Source organism: Actinophytocola sp. (assembly GCF_049647105.1).
GTDB lineage: Bacteria > Actinomycetota > Actinomycetes > Mycobacteriales > Pseudonocardiaceae > Actinophytocola.
This window is the reverse complement of sequence record NZ_JBARWZ010000184.1, coordinates 1-17,630: the sequence shown is the minus strand read 5'-3', so window position 1 is coordinate 17,630 and position 17,630 is coordinate 1. Positions and strand designations below refer to the sequence as shown.

The window sequence follows — 17,630 nt, the reverse complement described above, 5'->3', positions numbered from 1 at the left end:
CTTCGGTTATCACGACTGGGTGAAAAACCCACCGAACCGGTTGCTCAACGTGCATTAGCCATCGCGAAAAATCGCACATGCAACCGCCACAGCTCCGCCGCGGCGTGTTCCCACGTGAACGCGGCGGCCCGCAGCAGGCCCTGCGCGACACGTTCCGACGTCGCCACCGACGAGTCGACGACCTCCCGCAACGCACTCGCGAGCGCGTCCGCGTTCCCGCGCGGCACGGTCAGGCCGGTGCCGCCCGCGACCTCGACCAGCGCGGGCACGTCCGTGTGCACCACCGGCGTCCCCACGGCCATGGCCTCGAGGACCGGCAGGCCGAATCCCTCGGCACGGCTCGGCACCGCCAGCACGCTCGCGCGGCGCAGGATCGCCGAGAGGTCCTCGTCGTCGACGCGGCCAAGCACGTGCATGCGGTGGGCGGGGAAGCCGTGCTCGGCGGCCAGCTCGGACAGGTTCACCTCGCCCCAGCCCCGCGGGCCGACGATCACGAGCGGCAGGTCGGGCGCGTGCCGCTTGGCCATCGCACGGACCAGCACGTCGAGGCCCTTGCGTGGCTCGACCGTGCCGACCGCCAGTACATAGGTCTCCGGCAGCCGCAGCCTGCCGGTCTTCAGCGCGGCCAGGCTCGGGTCCATGTGCTGCCGGAACACCTCCGGCACGCCGTGGCCGACGACCGCGACCGTCGCCGGGCCGGGCGCGTGCACCTGCAGCTCCTCGGCGACCGCGGCGGTCGGCACCACGATCGCGTTCGCGCGTTCCGCTGCCCGGCGGATGGCGGCCTGGTGCCAGGTGGCGCCCCGGCGGGTCAGCGTCTCCGGATGGGTGAACGGCACGGTGTCGTGCACGGTCACCACGAGGCTGCGGCCGCGCTTCGGGGCGGGCGGGGCGAGCGGGGTCGGCGCGTGGACGGCATCGCCGCCCGGCCACAGGTGCACGCCGCGCTCCCACAGCGCGGTGAGGCCGCGGCGCGGCAGCGGCAGCGCACGCGGACCCGCGACGTTCGGCACCACGGCAGGCGCGAGGTCACGGTGGGTCGCGGTCACGGTCGCGACGGTCCACTCCGGCGGTATCGAGGCGGCCATCGCGGTGAGCAGCTCACGGGTGTAGCGCCCGGTCCCACCGGGGACGGGAGCGAGGAGCTGCTCGGTGAGCACGACGAGCTCGGGCACCGGCTCAGGGTACGGTTTCGCGCTGTGACCGGCCCGTTGACACGCAGCACGATTGTGGTCGTCACCTGGCGAGGGAAGGACCACGTCAGCGCCTGTCTGGACGCCGTCGCCGCACAGACCCGACCGCACCGGCTCCTGGTGGTCGACAACGCCTCCGACGACGGCACCGCCGACGTGCTCGCCACGCACCCGGCGCGCCCCGAGGTGCTGCGCCTGCCCGCCAACGCCGGCTACGCCGGCGCGCTCGCGGCGGTGACGGTCGTGACCGAGTTCACGGCGTGGCTCAACGACGACGCCGAGCCGGCACCCGACTGGCTCGCCGCCCTGGAGGACGCCCTCGACCAGCGGAAAGAGGCCGCCGCGGCCGGGTCGCGGATGGTCGCGGCCGACGGCACGGTGATCTCGCTCGGCGTCGGTCTCACGGCCGACGGGCACGGCGTCGACCTGGTCGACGAGGCGCCGGTGTTCGGTTTCTGCGGCGGCGCGGCGCTGCTGCGGACCGAGGCACTGCGGCGCGCGGGTGGCGTGCCCGCCCGGTTCTTCTGCTACTACGAGGACACCGACACCGCGTGGCGGCTGCGGCTCGCCAACCACACGATCGTGTCGGTGCCGGCCGCGCGGGTGGTCCATCGGCACGGCGCGAGCACCCGCCCAGGGTCGCGGCTGTTCCACCTGTGGAACGAGCGCAACCGGCTCGCCATGCTGATCCGCTGCGCCCCAGCGGGCGTCGCGGCGCGCGAGGTGGCGCGGTTCGCGGCCATCACCGCCCTGCTCCCGCTCCGAGGGCGGACCGGCCGGCGCCCATGGAACTTCCGCGTCGGACTGCGGCTGCGGGTGCTGCGCGAGCTGGTCGCTTCGCTCCCGCAACTTCTTCGCGAACGCAAGGCCGTCACCGACCTCGCGGAAACCCCCCGTTCGGCGGTGTGGCGGGCGGCAAGATCACCGATCTCGCCCGGTTGAGCGCTCGTCACATGGTGTGATGGGGCAGGCTGGACCCCACTGCGCAACCCCGAGGAGCATGAGTGCCCGATCCGGCGCTACGACCCGTCGTCTCGGTCATCGTCGTGAACTACCGCGGCGCCGAGGACACCGTCACCTGCCTGCGCGCGCTGCGCGAGGAACTGGACTACCCCGCGGAGCGGCTGCAGCTCATCTGCGTCGACAACGCGTCCGGCGACGGCAGCGTGGCGCGGATCAGACAGGTGCCGGGCGTCGAGGTCATCGAGTCGGGCGCCAACCTGGGCTTCGCCGGCGGGTGCAACGTCGGCGCGCAGCACGCCACCGGCACCGTCCTCGCGTTCCTCAACAACGACGCCCGCCCGCACCGCGACTGGGTCAGCACGGCGGTCGACGTGCTCAAGGCCGACCCGACGGTCGCCGCCGTCGCCAGCAAGGTCCTCGACTGGGACGGCGAGCACATCGACTTCGTCGACGCGGGGCTGACCTGGTTCGGCATGGGCTACAAGCGGCATGCCGGGCAGCCCGTCAGCGACTTCCCGGCCGGCTCCCACGACGTCGCCAAGGACGTCCTGTTCGCGACCGGCTCCGCGATGTTCGTGCGGGCGCAGGTGTACCGGCGGCTCGGCGGGTTCGACGAGCGGTTCTTCATGTTCTACGAGGACGTCGACCTCGGCTGGCGGCTGAACCTGCGTGGCTGGCGGGTGCGCTACGAGCCCCGCTCGCTCACCTTCCACCGCCACCACGCCTCGATGTCCAAAGTGGACTCCGCGGACAACGCGCGTGAGCTGTTCCTGCTGGAGCGCAACGCGCTCGCGGCCCTGTACAAGAACGTCTCCGACACCACGCTGGCCAAGGCCCTGCCCGCGGCGCTCGCGCTCGCGGTCCGGCGCGCGACCGCCCGCGGCGACGTGGACGCCACGCAGCTGGAGATCGGCAGGCCGGACACCGGGAAGTCCACCGTCGAGATCCCGCGCACGACGCTCGCGGGCATCCTCGCGATCGACCAGTTCGTCGAGCTGCTGCCCTCCCTCGCCGCGTCCCGCCAGGCCGAGCAGGCGGCGCGGGTGCGGTCGGACGCGGACCTGATCCCGTTGATGCGCAAGGCGATGGAGCCCGCGTACCCGCTGCCCCGCTACCTCGCCGCGCACGACGTGCTCGTCGACGTGTTCGGCATGGAGGAGGCGTTCGGCGCTCGCAGGAAGGTCCTGGTGATCACCGGCGACGCGCTGACCGAGCGGATGGCGGGCCCTGCGATCCGCGCGTGGAACATGGCCGACGTGCTCGCCGCGGAGCACGAGGTCCGGCTCGTCACGGTCAACCCGCTGTGCTCACCGCCGGAGGCGCCGTTCGCGGTGGCCCAGGCGCGGCAGCGCGACCTGTCCCCGCACGTGGCGTGGGCGGACGTGGTGGTGCTGCAGGGGCACGCGCTGGAGATGGTGCCGGAGCTGAAGAAGGCCGCGTCCACCAAGGTCGTGGTCTGCGACATGTACGACCCGATGCACCTTGAGCTGCTGGAACAGGGCAAGGACGACACCGACGAGCAGCGCGAACTCGACCTCGTCGGCGTCACGAACGTCCTGAACGCGCAGCTGGACCGCGGCGACTTCTTCCTGTGCGCTTCGGAGCGGCAGCGGCACTTCTGGCTCGGCCACCTGACCGCGCTCGGCAGGCTCACCCCTTCGCTGTACGACAGCGACCCGACGGTCCGCTCGCTGCTGGCGGTGGCACCGTTCGGCCTGCCAGGCAAGCCACCGCAGCGCACGGCGTCCCCGATCCGAGGCCCGATCGCGGGCGAGTCCGACAAGGTGATCATCTGGGCGGGCGGCGTCTACAGCTGGTTCGACCCGCTGACGCTGCTGCACGCCATGGACCGGCTGTCGCGCAGGCATTCCGACGTGCGGCTGCTGTTCCTCGGCATGAAGCACCCGAACCCCGAGGTGCCGGAGATGGACATCGGCGCCCAGACGCGGGCGCTGTCCACGCGGCTGGGGCTGACGGGCTCCCACGTGTTCTTCAACGAGACGTGGGTGCCCTACGCGGACCGGCAGAACTGGCTCCTTGACGCGGACTGCGGGGTCACGACGCACTACGAGCACGTGGAGACGACGTTCGCGTTCCGCACGCGGGTCCTCGACTACCTGTGGACCGGCCTGCCGATCGTGACCACGGACGGTGACTCGTTCGCGGACCTGGTCCGCGCCGAGAACCTCGGCGTGGTGGTGCCGTCGGAGGATCCGGACGCACTGGCCGACGCGCTCGAGAAGGTCCTGTACGACACCGAGTTCGCCGCCGCGGCCCGCGAGCGGATCGCGGTGGTACGGGAGCGGTTCACGTGGGAGACCGCGCTGGCGCCGCTCGTGGCGTTCTGCCGCAACCCGTCTCCGGCCGCGGACCGGCTGCCGGGTACGGGCCCGCTCGTGCGCAACAAGGCGCTCGGCGTCGGCGGCACGTTGCGCCGCGACCTGGACCTGGTGAAGTCCTACCTCGACAACGGCGGCCCGGCCGAGCTGACCAGACGAGCCGCCGGCCGGGTGAAACGGCTGGCCGCGGACCGCCTGCGGAAGGGCCGCGAGGATGGCTAGCCGGACGCGGGTGCTGGTGGACGGCACCCCACTTCTCGGGGCCAGGACCGGCGTCGGCCGGTACACCGCGGCACTGGCGGAAGAGCTGGCCTCGATGTCCGCCGTTGACATGCGCGCGGTGGCGTTCACGTTGCGGGGCTGGCGGAAGCTCCGCAAGGTGCTCCCGCACGGCACGCGCTCGCGCGGCATGCCGGTGTCCGCCAGGTTGTTGCGCCGCTGCTGGCTGCGGGCCCCGTTCCCGCCGATCGAGCTGTTCGCCGGGCTCACCGACGTGGTGCACGGCACGAACTTCGTGCTGCCGCCCGCGTTGCGGGCCGCGGGCGTGCTGACCATCCACGACCTGGCGTTCCTGGACGCGCCCGGTGATCTCGCTCCGTCGGACGAGCAGCTGCCGCAGCTGGTGGCGCGGTCGGCCGCCCGCGCGGATGTCGTGTGCACGCCGACGCAGGCGGTCGCGGACGTGGTCATCGACCGGTTCGGCCTGTCGGAGGACAAGGTGATGGTGACCCCGCTGGGTATCGACCTGGCGTGGTACACGGCGCGGCCGCCCAGCGAGGCGCTGCGGCGGCGGATCGGGTTGCCGAAGGAGTACCTGCTGTTCGTGGGGGCCGCCGGTCCGCGCAAGGCGCTGGACTGGCTGCGCAAGGCGCACGAGAACACGCCCGGCCTGCCGCCGCTGGTGCTGGCCGGGCCGGGGCACAACCGCGACGACCCCGCCGTGACGTCGATCGGCTATCTGTCCGATGTGGATCTTCGGAGCGTGGTCGCGGGGGCGTCGGCGCTGGTGTTGCCGTCCAGGGACGAGGGTTTCGGGTTGCCGGTGCTGGAGGCGCTGGCCTGCGACGTGCCGGTGGTGTGCTCGGACCTGCCCGCACTGCGTGAGGTGGCCGGTGGGCATGCCTCGCTGGTGCCGTTCGGTGACGTGGAGGCCATGGGTGCCGCGTTGACGGAGGCTCTCGGCGAGCCGCCGCCAACGACGACGACGCTGGCCGCACGCCGGACGCACGCCGCGGGCTTCACGTGGCGCCGCACCGCGGAACTGACCGTGGCCGCCTACCGCCAGGCGATCGGCTGAACCGCGTTCCGCACTGGCGCGGCCGACCGCGGGGGTAGTCTCCGGGCGTGGTTGACACCCATGAGGCGAAGCGGATCCAGACGACGAACTACGAGCGGCAGCTGCTCGCGTCGGGTCAGGGGTGGGGCTTCGCGCAGAACGCGCCGGAGCTGCTGGAGAAGTGGCCGCTGAAGCCGTTCACGGAGACCGGTGACAAACGCATGGCGTTCGGCGTCGTGTCCGGTATGGCCGGTGGCGTCGCGTTCACCGCGTTCGACTACCACCGCCGTCCGAGGGTGACGAACTACAAGACCTTCGGCGTCACCACCGCGGCGGTCGACACGATCGTCATCGACACCGTCTGGGTGCTGACGCTGCCCGCGACGCTGCCGGGGTTCCAGGTCTTCGACGGCGCCGAACCGAACTTCGACAAGAGCGGCGCGGTGGCGCCCCAGACGGCGGACCCGAAGGTCAACCGCTCGTACCGGCTGGTCGACACCGACCCCGACGTCGCGACGCAGCTGCTGACGCCCCAGGTCACGGCGATCATGAAGCAGTACAAGCTGCACAACCTCGCCACGTGGGGTGACCAGCTCCTGTGCGTGAAGCACCTGATCTTCGGCCGTGTGAAGCCGGAAGAGCTGGCGGCGAAGGTGGGTCAGCTGGGGCAGCTGATCGCCGCGATCCCGCCGCACCTGTGGGGCACCGGCGGCACGGCACCGGCGTCACAACAGCAAGCGCCACAACCGCAGTCGCAGTACCAGCAGCCGCAGTACCCACAGCAGCCGTACTATCCGCAACAGCCGTATCCCCAGCAGCCGTACGGCTACCCGCAGCAACCCCAGCCGTACTACCCACCGCAGCAGGGCCACCCGCCGCAGGGCTGGCGCTGACCGACTAGGGGGCGCGGAAGTGCTCGCCGTGTTCCGCGAACGCGGCGGCCAGGGCCTCCCGCCACGGGCGCATCGGCGTCAGCCCGGCCTCGCGCCAGGCACGGTCCGACAGCACGGAGTACGCGGGCCGCGGCGCGGGCCGGGGGTACTCCTCGGTCGTGCACGGGTGCACGCGTGCGGGGTCGAGTCCCAGCTCCTCGAACACGGCGCGGGCGAAGCCGCACCACGTCGTCTCGCCACCGCCCGTGCAGTGCAGGACCCGTGACGTGGGCGCCTTGTCCGTCACCACAAGGGAAGCCAGCTCCAGCAACCCGGTGGCCAGGTCGCCGGTCCACGTCGGGCACCCGCGCTGATCGTCCACAACGGACAGGGTGTCGCGGGACGCGGCCGCCTTCGCCATGGTCTTCACGAAGTTGCCGCCGAACGCGCCGTACACCCACGCGGTCCGCACCACCCACGTCATCGCGCCGGACCCGAGCACGGCGGCCTCACCGGCCGCTTTCGTCGTGCCGTAGGCGGATCGGGGACGCACGGTGTCCGTCACCTCGTACGGGCGATCGGCGTCACCGGGGAAGACGTAGTCGGTCGACACGTGGATCAGCGGCACGTTGTGCGCCGCGCACGCGGCCGCGAGCAGCCTGGGGCCGTCCCCGTTGATCGCGAACGCGCGGGTCGCGTCGGCCTCCGCGGCGTCGACCGCGTTGTACGCGGCGCAGTTCACCACCACCGGCGACAGGCCGTCCTCGGCGGCCGAGGTCGCGAGGGTCTTCACCGCCTCGACGACCGCGCCCGCGTTCGTGACGTCCAGCTCCGAGGAACCCGGCGCCCGCACGACCTCCGCGCGCGCCGCCATCTCACGACCCAACTGACCGTGCCCGCCGGGCACCAGTAGCGACAGCATCAGTTACCGGGCAGCCTCGCGCGGTCCTTCAGCGGCTCCCACCACGAGCGGTTGTCGCGGTACCACTCGATGGTGCTGGAGAGCCCTTCCTCGAAGGACATCAGCGGCTGGTAACCCAGCTCGTCGGAGATCTTGGTGATGTCCACCGAGTAGCGGCGGTCGTGGGCCTTGCGGTCCTCGACGCGCTCCACCATCTCGTCGCCGGCATCGAACGCGGCCAGCAGCCGGTTCGTCAGCTCGAGGTTGGTCAGCTCGGTGCCGCCGCCGATGTTGTAGACCTCGCCGGGCCTGCCGTTGTCTGCGACCAGCTGGATGCCGTGGCAGTGGTCGTCGACGTGCAGCCAGTCACGGACGTTCAGGCCGTCGCCGTACAGCGGGACCTTCTTGCCGTCGATCAGGTTCGTGACGAACAGCGGGATGACCTTCTCCGGGAACTGGTACGGCCCGTAGTTGTTGGAGCAGCGCGTGATGCACACCGGCAGCCCGTGCGTGCGGAAGAACGACCGCGCCAGCAGGTCCGAGGACGCCTTCGACGCCGAGTACGGCGAGTTCGGCTCCAGCGGGTGGGTCTCCGGCCACGAGCCGTCGTCGATCGACCCGTACACCTCGTCCGTGGAGACGTGCACGAACTTGCCGACGCCCGCGTCGACCGCCGCCTGCAACAGAGTCTGCGTGCCGACCACGTTCGTCATCACGAAGTCGGCGGAGCCGAGGATCGACCGGTCCACATGGGACTCGGCAGCGAAGTGCACGACCAGGTCGACGCCGGCCATGACCTGCGTCACCGCGGCCGCGTCGCAGATGTCGCCGCGCACGAACCGCAGCCTGGCATCGTCCTTGACCGGCGCGAGGTTCGCCTCGTTGCCCGCGTAGGTGAGCTTGTCGAACACGACGATCTCGGCGTCGGCCAGTGAGGCGTACGCGCCACCGAGGGCCTTGCGGACGTAGTGCGATCCGATGAACCCGGCACCGCCGGTGACCAGCACTCGCATGTAGCTCCCACTCCTCACGGGGAAGTAAACCCCGGACGGACACGATTACGTCCTAATCGATACAAGACCCCCGCTTGACGAGGTCACGACTGGGTATCCTAACGGCAGGTTCGACGGGGGTCGGGGAGGAGCACCGTGAGCGAAGCTTGCGGAGCGAGCCATTGGGCACAGTTACAACGGCCGCTCGGAGCCTGCGAGGAGCGGCCGTGACTGAGCGTGCGCAGGGCCGTTCTGGCTGGCGGAGAGCCGGCCTGGCGACAGGCCGGGCGCTTGCCGCGCTCGTTTCCGCCGCGGTGCTGGGCACAATGGGTTACGGCTGGTGGGCGTTCGGTGACGTCGACGACGACACCGTCACGACCGACGTCATCGCGCAGGACGTCGAGGACCAGCGCGTTCCGCTGGACGGCGCGGTCGACATGCTGCTGGTCGGCATAGACAGCCGCACGGACGCGTACGGCAACCCGTTACCCCGCGAGGTCATGGACCTGCTCAACGGGGGTGTGAGCGACGGCGAACGCAACACCGACACCATGATCCTCGTCCACATCCCGGTGGATGGCACCCGCGCGATCGCCATCTCCTTCCCCCGCGACTCCTGGGTCGAGCTCGCGGGCGACTTCGGCAACCACCGGCTCAACTCCGCGTTCGCCTACGCCTACAACAACGCCCGCGAGGAGAACGCGAACACCGCGCCGGACGAGAAGACTCTCGACGAACTGGCCAAGGTCGAGGGCAGGAAGAACCTGATCGCCACCGTCCAGAACCTGATCGGCGGCTCGGTCACCATCGATCGCTACGCCGAGGTGAACCTGCTCTCGTTCTACGAGGTCACCAACGCCATCGGCGGCGTGGAGGTGTGCCTGAACAATCCGGTGGACGAGCGCCTGTCCGGCGCACGCTTCCCCGCCGGGCGGCAGACGGTGGCCGGCCGGGACGCCCTCGCGTTCGTCCGCCAGCGGCACGAACTGCCCAACGGCGACCTGGACCGCATCGTCCGGCAGCAGGTCTTCCTCGGCGCGCTCGCCAGCAAGGTGCTGTCCGCGGACATGCTGACCAGCCCGGCGAAGGCACAGCAGCTGGTCACCGCGGTGCAACGGTCGGTGATCCTGTCCAGCGGCTGGCAGCTGTCGACGTTCGCGTCGCAGATGTCCGGGCTGAACGCGGGCGGCATCGACTTCTACACGATCCCGACGCTCGGCGACGCGAACATCGGCGGCGCGGCCGTGCTGCGGGTCGACCCCGAGCAGGTCGCGTCCTTCGTGTCCTCGCTGGTCAGCGACGAGGCGGACGCACAGGACACGTCGTCACGCTCGCCGGTGCCCGAGGAGACCACGACCACGACGACGGAGTCCGCGGACGAGGGTGACCGGCCCGCGCTCGGGCTGGTCACCGTGGACGTGCTCAACGGCTCCGCCACCTTGGGGCTGGCCACGACGGTTCGGCAGGCGTTGGCGGACAAGGGTTTCCGGCCCGGCGAGGTCGGTGACGCGCCGGCGGTACAGGCGGGGTCGACGATCAGGTACGCGCCCGGCGCGCGGAACATCGCCGAGTACGCGGCCTCCGAGCTGGGCGGGACGTTCACGTTCGAGGAGGACAGCTCGCTGGCCGAGAACGAGCTGACCGTCGTGCTCGGCACCGACTACGAGGCGACCGGTCCGACCAACGGTGTGCACGCGCAGCCGGGCTCCCCTTCGGTACCGCCGACGTCGCAGGCCAAACCCACTCCGCAGATCAACGCCGACGGCTTGAACTGTGTCAACTAGCCGCCACATCCTCCATGCGGGTTGATCAGGTCTGAACGGGCGGGGGCTGTCGGTGGGAGCGGTTAGCCTTGAACCGGGCCGCGCAGGGGGAGGTGACCGATGGGCGGGAGACACAAGACGCCGGACGACGACACGGCAGCTGAGACGGCAGACGACACGGCGGACGAGCCGACGACGTACACGGCGGCGGTGGGCAGTGTGGACCTGCCATCGGACGTGTCGTCGAACGGCGGCACCGGCATGTTCCCGGACGACCTCGACCTCGACGACGAGGACGACGACGAGCCGGCCGAGGCGGCGGAGCCGACCAGGGTGCGGCGCAGGGCGTCCGGGCTGCTGATCACGGGCCGGGTGGTCATGGCCCTGGTCTCGGCGGCGGCGCTGGCGGCCATGTCGCTCGTGTGGCTGCGGGTCGACGCGCTCGACGCCAGCAAGAACACCACCGACGCGATCTCGGCGGCGCAGGAGGAGTCGGGCCCGTCCGCGACCGAGGACGACGACGGCGCCAACGACATCCTGATCGTCGGCAACGACAGCCGCACCGACATGCAGGGCCGTCCGCTGTCGGCGCGGCTGCTGCGTGAGCTGCGCACCGAGGCGACGGAGACGCTGAACACCGACACGTTGATCCTGCTGCGGATCCCGAAGGACGGCAGCCGGGGCTCGGCCATCTCCATCCCGCGCGACACGTCCGTGCTGGTGCCGAACCTCGGCCGCGAGGAGAAGATCAACGGCGCGTACGGCATCACCAAGGCCGGGGTGATGGAGAAGCTGGTCGGCGAGGGCGAGAAGGACCGCGCCAAGATCAACCGCGTGTCCGACGACGCGGGCCGCGCGTCGCTGATCCAGGCGGTGCAGGTGCTGACCGGCGTGCGGGTCGACCACTACACCGAGGTGAGCCTGTACGGCTTCTACCTGTTGACCGAGGTCATCGACGGTGTCGACGTGTGCCTGAACCACTCGACGAGCGACCCGGACTCGGGTGCGGAGTTCTCGAGGGGCCCGCAGACGGTGCGCGGCGGTGACGCGGTCGCGTTCGTGCGGCAGCGCAAGAACCTGCCGCGGGGCGACCTGGACCGCATCGTGCGGCAGCAGACGTTCCTGTCCTCGGCGATGCAGAAGGTGCTGTCCGGCGGCCTGATGACCGACAACGCGAAGCTGAACGCGCTCGAGGACGCGGTGTCGAAGACCGTGGTCATGGACGACGGGCTGCACTTCCTGGAGCTGGTGAACCAGGCGCAGGCGCTCGCGTCGGGCAACGTCCAGTTCGTGACGATCCCGGTCGAGGCCGTCGGCGCCCGCAACGACCGGGGCCAGAGCATCATCGTGGTCGACCTGCCGAAGGTGCACGGGTTCGTGCGGGGCCTGCTGACACCGCAGGCACCGCAACCTGCGGGGATGGTCGCGCCGGCGGCGTTCGGCCAGACCGTGCCCTCGGCCGCCAAAGCCGCGCAACCGCCGGTGCCGTGCGTGGACTAGCGTTCTTCGGGTGAGCCTCACGGATCGCCTTCTGGGCGGCGCGCCAGCACAGCCGTTGATCACGCACTATGACGACGCGGAGGACACCCGCGTAGAACTGTCGGTCGCCACCATGCGCAACTGGGCGGCGAAGACCGCGAACTGGCTGGTGGACGAGCTCGACGTGGAGCCTGGCGACCGGGTGGCGGTGCTGCTGCCCGCGCACTGGCAGACCGCGGCGGTGTTCCTGGGCGCGTGGTGGTGCGGCGCGGAGGTCGTGACCACCGGCGAGGCGAAGGTCGCGTTCGTGCCGCCGGGCGCGACCGCCCCGACCGCCGCCGTCACGGCGGTGGCCTCCCTCGACCCGATGGGCCGGGACCTGCGCGGCAACGTCCAGGACGGCGCGCTGGACTACATCGGCGACGCCCGCCTGTTCGGCGACGACTACCTGGCGAGGACCCCCGTCCCCGGCGACACCCCGTGCTTCCTTGGCGAGACCGTGGACGAGATCATGGTGAAGGCGTTGGCCCACGCGGAACACCTCGGCATCACCTCGTCCTCCCGCGTGATGTCCACATTGGACTGGCCCGCCTCGGCGATGGAGGGTCTCGTCACGGTCCTCGCCGCGGGCGCCAGCCTGGTGCAGGTCACGAACGCCGACGCGGAGAAGCTGCGCAAGCACGCGGAGACAGAGCGCACCACCATCGTGCTGTCGTGAGTTTCGCGGTAGACGCGCGAAAAGCGCGGAACACAGCGCTGCCCTACGGCCGCCGGGTGGCCGGACTGCACTCGTGCGTACAGCGGTACCACCCACTGGGTTTCCTGGCGACGCTCAGTTTCCTTGAACAGCTGGCGGGCCCGTACCGCAACGACGGCGAAGCCCTCCTGCGCGCGGTCGACTGCCTGACGAACAGCCGCGAACTGTGGAAGAGCACGGTGGCCGACTACGCCACCCACCGCCGAGAAGCCAAGTCCCGGGGCGAACGCACGCCCCGCCCCCAGGACCCGAACCCGAGCCACGCACCGGACCAGTGGTACGGCCTGTCCCGCCAGGGCGCCCGCCACGCACTGGCCTTCCGTCAGGACCGGGACCTGCTCCCCACAGCCATCGACGACGTGGCGTCGGACGTGCTGAGCCTCGTCACGGCCACACTGACAAAACGCCGCCTGTCCGACGACCAACGGTCGATGCTGGCAGACCTGAACGCCGAACTACGCCGCCGTATCCGCACGAGCCGCGGCGAGCCGCTGACGCGGGCCAGGGAACTACACAACCTGGCCCACTTCATCGGCACCGCGGCGGTGTGAGTCCCCCAGCCGTCGACTTCGCTTCGGCCGGGGGTGCGGCGCCTAACCCCTGAGCAGCGCCCGGGCCATCACCATGCGCTGGACCTGGTTCGTGCCCTCGTAGATCTGGGTGATCTTGGCGTCGCGCATCATGCGTTCGACCGGGAAGTCCTTTGTGTAGCCCGCGCCGCCGAACAGCTGCACCGCGTCGGTCGTGACCTCCATCGCGATGTCGGACGCGTATGTCTTCGCCGCCGAGGCCATGAAACCGGCGCGCTTGTCGCCGCGCTCGGTGGCCGCCGCCGACGCGTACACCAGGTGCCGGGCCGCCTCGATCTTCATGCCCATGTCGGCCAGCATGAACTGGACGCCCTGGAACTCGGCGATGCTCTGGCCGAACTGCTTGCGGTCCTTGACATACGCCAGCGACGCGTCCAGCGCACCCTGTGCGATGCCGAGCGCCTGCGCGCCGATCGTCGGGCGCGTGTGGTCGAGGGTGCGCAGCGCGGTCTTCAGCCCGGTGCCGGGCTCGCCGATGATGCGGTCCTCGGGGATCTCGCAGTTCTCGAAGTAGATCTCGCGCGTGGGGCTGCCCTTGATGCCGAGCTTGCGTTCCTTCTGGCCCACCGAGAAGCCGGGGTCGTCCTTGTGCACCACGAACGCGGAAATCCCGTTGGCCTTCTTCTGCGCGTTCGGGTCGGTCACGGCCATGACCGTGTACCAGGCCGACTCGCCCGCGTTGGTGATCCAGCACTTCGTGCCGTTGAGCACCCACCTGCCGCCGTCGAGCACGGCGCGGCAGCGCATCGACGCGGTGTCCGACCCGGCCTCGCGCTCCGACAGCGCGTACGACGCCGACGCCTCACCGGCGGCGATGGACGGCAGCACCAGCTTCTTCACGTCGTCCGACCCGGACAGGATGATCGGCTGGGTGCCGAGCTTGTTGACCGCCGGGATCAGCGACGCCGACGCGTCGACCCGCGCGACCTCCTCGATCACGATGCACGTGGCGACCGCGTCCGCGCCCTGGCCGTCGTAGGCCTCGGGGATGTGCACGGCCTGGAAGCCGGCCTTCACCAGCGCGTCCCGGGCCTCCGAGGGGTATCGCTCCTGCTCGTCGACCTCCGCGGCGTGCGGCGCGATCTCCTTCTCCGCGAGAGCGCGCACAGCCTCTCGCAGCGCCTCGTGCTCTTCGCTCAACTCGTACACCGCACACCTCCTGACATGGGACCCTCCGCCCCGATGTTAGCGGGCGTTAGCTTCACCGTCAGCGTTGACTGGTTCGCTCCGCAAGCTCCGCGAAGTGTCGAGCCCGTCACGCAAGCGTGCGTCCTTGTCCAGCACGAGCTGTTCGAGATCGGCCGCGAACCGCGCGAGCCGGTCCCGCAGCTTCTCGTCGGTCATCGCCAGCATGCGCACGGCCAGCAGACCGGCGTTGCGGGCGCCGCCGACAGACACCGTGGCCACCGGGATACCGGCAGGCATCTGCACGATCGACAACAGGGAGTCCAGGCCGTCCAGGTACTTGAGCGGCACCGGCACACCGACGACCGGCAGCGTCGTCGCCGACGCCACCATGCCAGGCAGGTGCGCGGCCCCGCCGGCACCCGCGATGATCACCCGCAGGCCTCGGCCGGCTGCGGTCCGCGCGTAGTCGAGCATGCGCTGCGGCGTGCGATGCGCGGACACCACGCTGACCTCGTGCGGCACCTCGAACTCGGCGAGCGCGTCGGCCGCGGCCTTCATGACCGGCCAGTCCGAGTCGCTCCCCATGATCACGCCAACGAGCGGTGTCATTTAGTGACCCCCGTGAATGTCGTATCCGTCCAGCCATTCGGCGTGCGACAGCCAGTGCGCGGCGAGCTTGGCCCGCTCCCGCACGTCGTCCATCGACTGCCCGAGCATCGTCACGTGGCCGATCTTGCGGCCGGGCCGTTCCTGCTTGCCGTAGTAGTGCACGTGCGCGTCACGGAACCGCGCGAGCAGGTGGTGCAGCCGCTCGTCGGGGCTCATCGCAGGCGCGTCCGGGGCACCGAGCACGTTCGCCATGACCACGGCGGGTGCCATCACGTCCGTCGCGCCGAGCGGGTAGTCGAGGACCGCGCGCAGGTGCTGCTCGAACTGCGAGGTCCGCGCGCCCTCGATGCTCCAGTGCCCGGAGTTGTGCGGGCGCATGGCCAGTTCGTTGATCACCAGGCCGTGGTCGGTGTCGAACAGCTCGACCGCCAGCACACCGACGACGTCCAGCTCGGCGGCGATCCGCAGCGCCAGCTCCTGCGCGACCCGGGCGTCCGCCTCGGCCATGTCCGGCGCGGGCGCGAGGACCTCGACGCAGATGCCGTTGGACTGCACGGTCTCCACGACCGGCCACACCCCGCCCTGCCCGAACGGTGACCGGGCGACCAGCGCCGCCAGCTCGCGGCGCATCGCGACCCGCTCCTCGACCAGCAGCGCCGTGCCCCACTCGAGCAGCTTCGGGACCAGGTCGTTCGCGCTGTCCTGGCCGTTCAGCATCCACACGCCACGGCCGTCGTAGCCGCCACGCGCGGCCTTCAGCACGCACGGCCAGCCGTGCTCCTCGGCGAACTTCTCCACGTCCTCGACGCTCTCGACCTGCGCGAACGGCGGCACGGGCAGGCCGAGCTCCGCGAGCTTGTGCCGCATGACGAGCTTGTCCTGCGCGTGGAGCAGCGCGTCCGGGCCGGGCCGGACGCGGACACCCTGGTCGACGAGCGCCTTGAGGTGCTCGCCGGGGACGTGCTCGTGGTCGAACGTGAGCACGTCACAGCTCTTCGCGAAGGCGGTCAGCGCGTCGAGGTCGGTGTGTGTGCCGAGGGTGATGTCGGGCGACACCAGCGCCGCCGGGTCGTCGGGCGACGCGGCGAGCACGTGCAGGGATTGGCCGAGCGCGATCGCCGCCTGGTGGGTCATGCGCGCGAGCTGCCCACCACCCACCATGCCGACGACCGGCAAGCCGGTACGAGAGTCCACGCCGGTGAACCTACCGGCGCCGCGCCCTGGCCAGCACCAGGACGCCCGCGACCAGCGGGACCAGCAGGTACGCGCTGCCAAGGACGACCTCGGGCGGGGTCCACTCCAGCTCGGGTTTCTCGCCGGCGGGACGGTTCGGGTCGGAGGTGCGCATGATCAGCAACACACAGCTGGCGAACACGAGCACCACCGCACCGACGCCGGAGAGCGTCCTGCCCCGGGCCCAGCCGTCCGGCAGGGAGCCGGGCAGGCGGGACAGCAGGTAGACGAGCAGCGGCACGACCCACACCCAGTGGTGCGACCAGCTGACCGGGCTGAACAGCAGCCCGAAGAACGCGGTGACCAGCAGCGCGGGCAGCGGCTGCCCGCGCCGGTGGAACCGCCGCGCGAGGACGAACGCGGGCACCGCGAGCAGCACACCGATGGCGATCGCGATCTCGTTCGACCACGGCGAGAGGCCGGAGAGGCGCTGCACGAGACCGTTGAGGCCCTGGTTGCCCGCCCAGAACGTGGGTCCGGTGCGCTCCGGGTCGGTGACCGTCAGGAACTTGCGGACGTCGTGCGGGATGATCGCGAAGATCACCAGCTGGAGCAGCGCGAACGTGACGACCGCGCGCACGGCGTCCATGCGGCGGCCGGTGAACCAGAGGTGGGGCACGAAGACCAGCGGCGTGAGCTTGACCGCGGCCGCGACGCCGATGAGCACGCCGCCGAAGTACCGGGAACGGCCGAGGACCAGGACGTCGACGACGACCAGCGCCATCAGGATCAGGTTGATCTGGCCGAGGAAGAGCGTGCGCCAGACGGGTTCGAGGCCGAGCGCGAGGATGCTGACGATGATCGTCGTGCGGGCGGGGTCCATCCAGGCGGGGCGCGTCGGCACGTTCTGGATCGCGACGCGGACGACCAGTGCGAGCGCGAGGACGGACAGCGCGCCGAGCAGGCCCCATGAGACCTGCGTCGGGAAGAACGCGAGCGGCACGAACAGCAGCGCGCCGGTGGGCGGGTAGGTGAACGGCAGCCGCGCCCACGGCGGTTCGGCGGAGAGGAACATGTTGTCGTACAACGGTTCCCCGGTCAGGAGCGCGACCGCACCCGATCGGTAGACGGCGCTGTCCACCCCGAGCCGCCAGTCGATCACCCAGCTGACGATCCCCGCCAGCAGGACGACGGCGGGCACGGCGAAGAGCGCGACGACCAGCCGGGGCCGCGCGAACAACCGCCGCAGGGAATCCCCGACCCAGCCCGGGCTCGAAGAGGCAACAGGAACGTCCAACCGCACCCGAAGAGCAAACCAGACCCCACCCACCCCCCAAGACCCCCACCCGCACGAAACCCGCGAGTCCACTGTTCAGAACCCGCGAGTCCACGGTTCAGAACCCGCGAGTCTCCCGTTCGGGACTCGCGAGTCTTCGGTTCGGGACTCGCGAGTTCTGAACCCACGAGTCGGCGGTTCAGGACCCGCGAGTCTCCCGTTCGGAACCCGCGAGTTGGTGGTTCGGGACCCGGGAGTCGGCGGTTCGGGACCCGGGAGTCTCCCGTTCCGGGCTGGCAAGTGGTGTTCTATTTGAAGG

Annotated in this window: 15 protein-coding genes; 8 read left to right on the top strand and 7 right to left on the bottom strand. The window is 70.8% G+C overall.

Features of this window, described 5'->3' with window-relative positions; all coding sequences use genetic code 11:
• Nucleotides 1–44: 44 nt before the first annotated feature.
• On the bottom strand, nt 45–1,175 hold the full coding sequence (locus WBA97_RS22305) for a glycosyltransferase family 4 protein (protein WP_424232831.1): 1,131 nt from the start codon (nt 1,173–1,175) through the stop codon (nt 45–47).
• Between the two features lie 24 nt (nt 1,176–1,199).
• On the opposite strand from WBA97_RS22305, the gene WBA97_RS22300 reads away from it, so the two are divergent.
• From WBA97_RS22300 to WBA97_RS22285, 4 genes are all read left to right on the top strand, one after another.
• Nucleotides 1,200–2,135: a glycosyltransferase family 2 protein gene (locus WBA97_RS22300; protein WP_424232830.1), complete on the top strand. Its 936-nt coding sequence runs from the start codon at nt 1,200–1,202 to the stop codon at nt 2,133–2,135.
• A 62-nt stretch (nt 2,136–2,197) separates the two neighbouring features.
• Nucleotides 2,198–4,717: a glycosyltransferase gene (locus WBA97_RS22295; protein ID WP_424232829.1), complete on the top strand. Its 2,520-nt coding sequence runs from the start codon at nt 2,198–2,200 to the stop codon at nt 4,715–4,717.
• Nucleotides 4,710–5,792, top strand: a complete 1,083-nt coding sequence (locus WBA97_RS22290; protein WP_424232828.1) for a glycosyltransferase family 4 protein — start codon at nt 4,710–4,712, stop codon at nt 5,790–5,792. Before WBA97_RS22295 ends, WBA97_RS22290 begins: the two co-directional genes overlap by 8 nt.
• Nucleotides 5,793–5,839: 47 nt before the next feature.
• Nucleotides 5,840–6,664, top strand: a complete 825-nt coding sequence (locus WBA97_RS22285) for a hypothetical protein (protein WP_424232827.1) — start codon at nt 5,840–5,842, stop codon at nt 6,662–6,664.
• 4 nt (nt 6,665–6,668) lie between these two features.
• Here WBA97_RS22285 and rfbD read toward each other — a convergent pair whose 3' ends face one another.
• Entirely contained in the window at nt 6,669–7,565 is an 897-nt protein-coding gene (gene rfbD / locus WBA97_RS22280; protein ID WP_424232826.1) for a dTDP-4-dehydrorhamnose reductase, read from the bottom strand.
• Complete coding sequence (rfbB, locus tag WBA97_RS22275) at nt 7,565–8,557, bottom strand: dTDP-glucose 4,6-dehydratase (protein ID WP_424232825.1); 993 nt, start codon at nt 8,555–8,557, stop codon at nt 7,565–7,567. The genes rfbD and rfbB overlap by 1 nt, the downstream gene beginning before the upstream one ends.
• 206 nt (nt 8,558–8,763) lie before the next feature.
• Between rfbB and WBA97_RS22270 the strand changes: the two genes are divergently transcribed.
• The 4 genes from WBA97_RS22270 (at nt 8,764) to WBA97_RS22255 (ending at nt 13,086) form a co-directional block, all read left to right on the top strand.
• Nucleotides 8,764–10,320: an LCP family protein gene (locus tag WBA97_RS22270; protein WP_424232824.1), complete on the top strand. Its 1,557-nt coding sequence runs from the start codon at nt 8,764–8,766 to the stop codon at nt 10,318–10,320.
• Between the two features lie 99 nt (nt 10,321–10,419).
• Nucleotides 10,420–11,799: an LCP family protein gene (locus WBA97_RS22265; protein ID WP_424232823.1), complete on the top strand. Its 1,380-nt coding sequence runs from the start codon at nt 10,420–10,422 to the stop codon at nt 11,797–11,799.
• 10 nt (nt 11,800–11,809) lie between these two features.
• On the top strand, nt 11,810–12,496 hold the full coding sequence (locus WBA97_RS22260) for a TIGR03089 family protein (RefSeq protein WP_424232822.1): 687 nt from the start codon (nt 11,810–11,812) through the stop codon (nt 12,494–12,496).
• On the top strand, nt 12,493–13,086 hold the full coding sequence (locus tag WBA97_RS22255) for a hypothetical protein (protein ID WP_424232821.1): 594 nt from the start codon (nt 12,493–12,495) through the stop codon (nt 13,084–13,086). The genes WBA97_RS22260 and WBA97_RS22255 overlap by 4 nt, the downstream gene beginning before the upstream one ends.
• A 42-nt stretch (nt 13,087–13,128) precedes the next feature.
• Here WBA97_RS22255 and WBA97_RS22250 read toward each other — a convergent pair whose 3' ends face one another.
• From WBA97_RS22250 to WBA97_RS22235, 4 genes are read right to left on the bottom strand one after another with little or no spacing between them, the layout of a single operon-like run.
• On the bottom strand, nt 13,129–14,274 hold the full coding sequence (locus WBA97_RS22250) for an acyl-CoA dehydrogenase family protein (protein ID WP_424232820.1): 1,146 nt from the start codon (nt 14,272–14,274) through the stop codon (nt 13,129–13,131).
• A gap of 36 nt (nt 14,275–14,310) precedes the next feature.
• Nucleotides 14,311–14,862, bottom strand: coding sequence for a 5-(carboxyamino)imidazole ribonucleotide mutase (gene purE / locus WBA97_RS22245; RefSeq protein WP_424232819.1), 552 nt, complete (start codon nt 14,860–14,862; stop codon nt 14,311–14,313).
• Nucleotides 14,863–16,056 (bottom strand): 5-(carboxyamino)imidazole ribonucleotide synthase, encoded by a 1,194-nt coding sequence (locus WBA97_RS22240; RefSeq protein ID WP_424232818.1) that lies wholly within the window; start codon nt 16,054–16,056, stop codon nt 14,863–14,865.
• Between the two features lie 10 nt (nt 16,057–16,066).
• Complete coding sequence (locus WBA97_RS22235) at nt 16,067–17,275, bottom strand: glycosyltransferase 87 family protein (protein ID WP_424232817.1); 1,209 nt, start codon at nt 17,273–17,275, stop codon at nt 16,067–16,069.
• Nucleotides 17,276–17,630 lie beyond the last annotated feature (355 nt).

Bases quoted from the DNA above. Each gene is read 5' to 3' on its own strand.
- WBA97_RS22290 (WP_424232828.1), top strand. From the start codon at position 4,710: ATGGCTAGCCGGACGCGGGTGCTGGTGGACGGCACCCCACTTCTCGGG.
- rfbD (WP_424232826.1), bottom strand. From the start codon at position 7,565: ATGCTGTCGCTACTGGTGCCCGGCGGGCACGGTCAGTTGGGTCGTGAG.
- rfbB (WP_424232825.1), bottom strand. From the start codon at position 8,557: ATGCGAGTGCTGGTCACCGGCGGTGCCGGGTTCATCGGATCGCACTAC.
- WBA97_RS22265 (WP_424232823.1), top strand. From the start codon at position 10,420: ATGGGCGGGAGACACAAGACGCCGGACGACGACACGGCAGCTGAGACG.
- purE (WP_424232819.1), bottom strand. From the start codon at position 14,862: ATGACACCGCTCGTTGGCGTGATCATGGGGAGCGACTCGGACTGGCCG.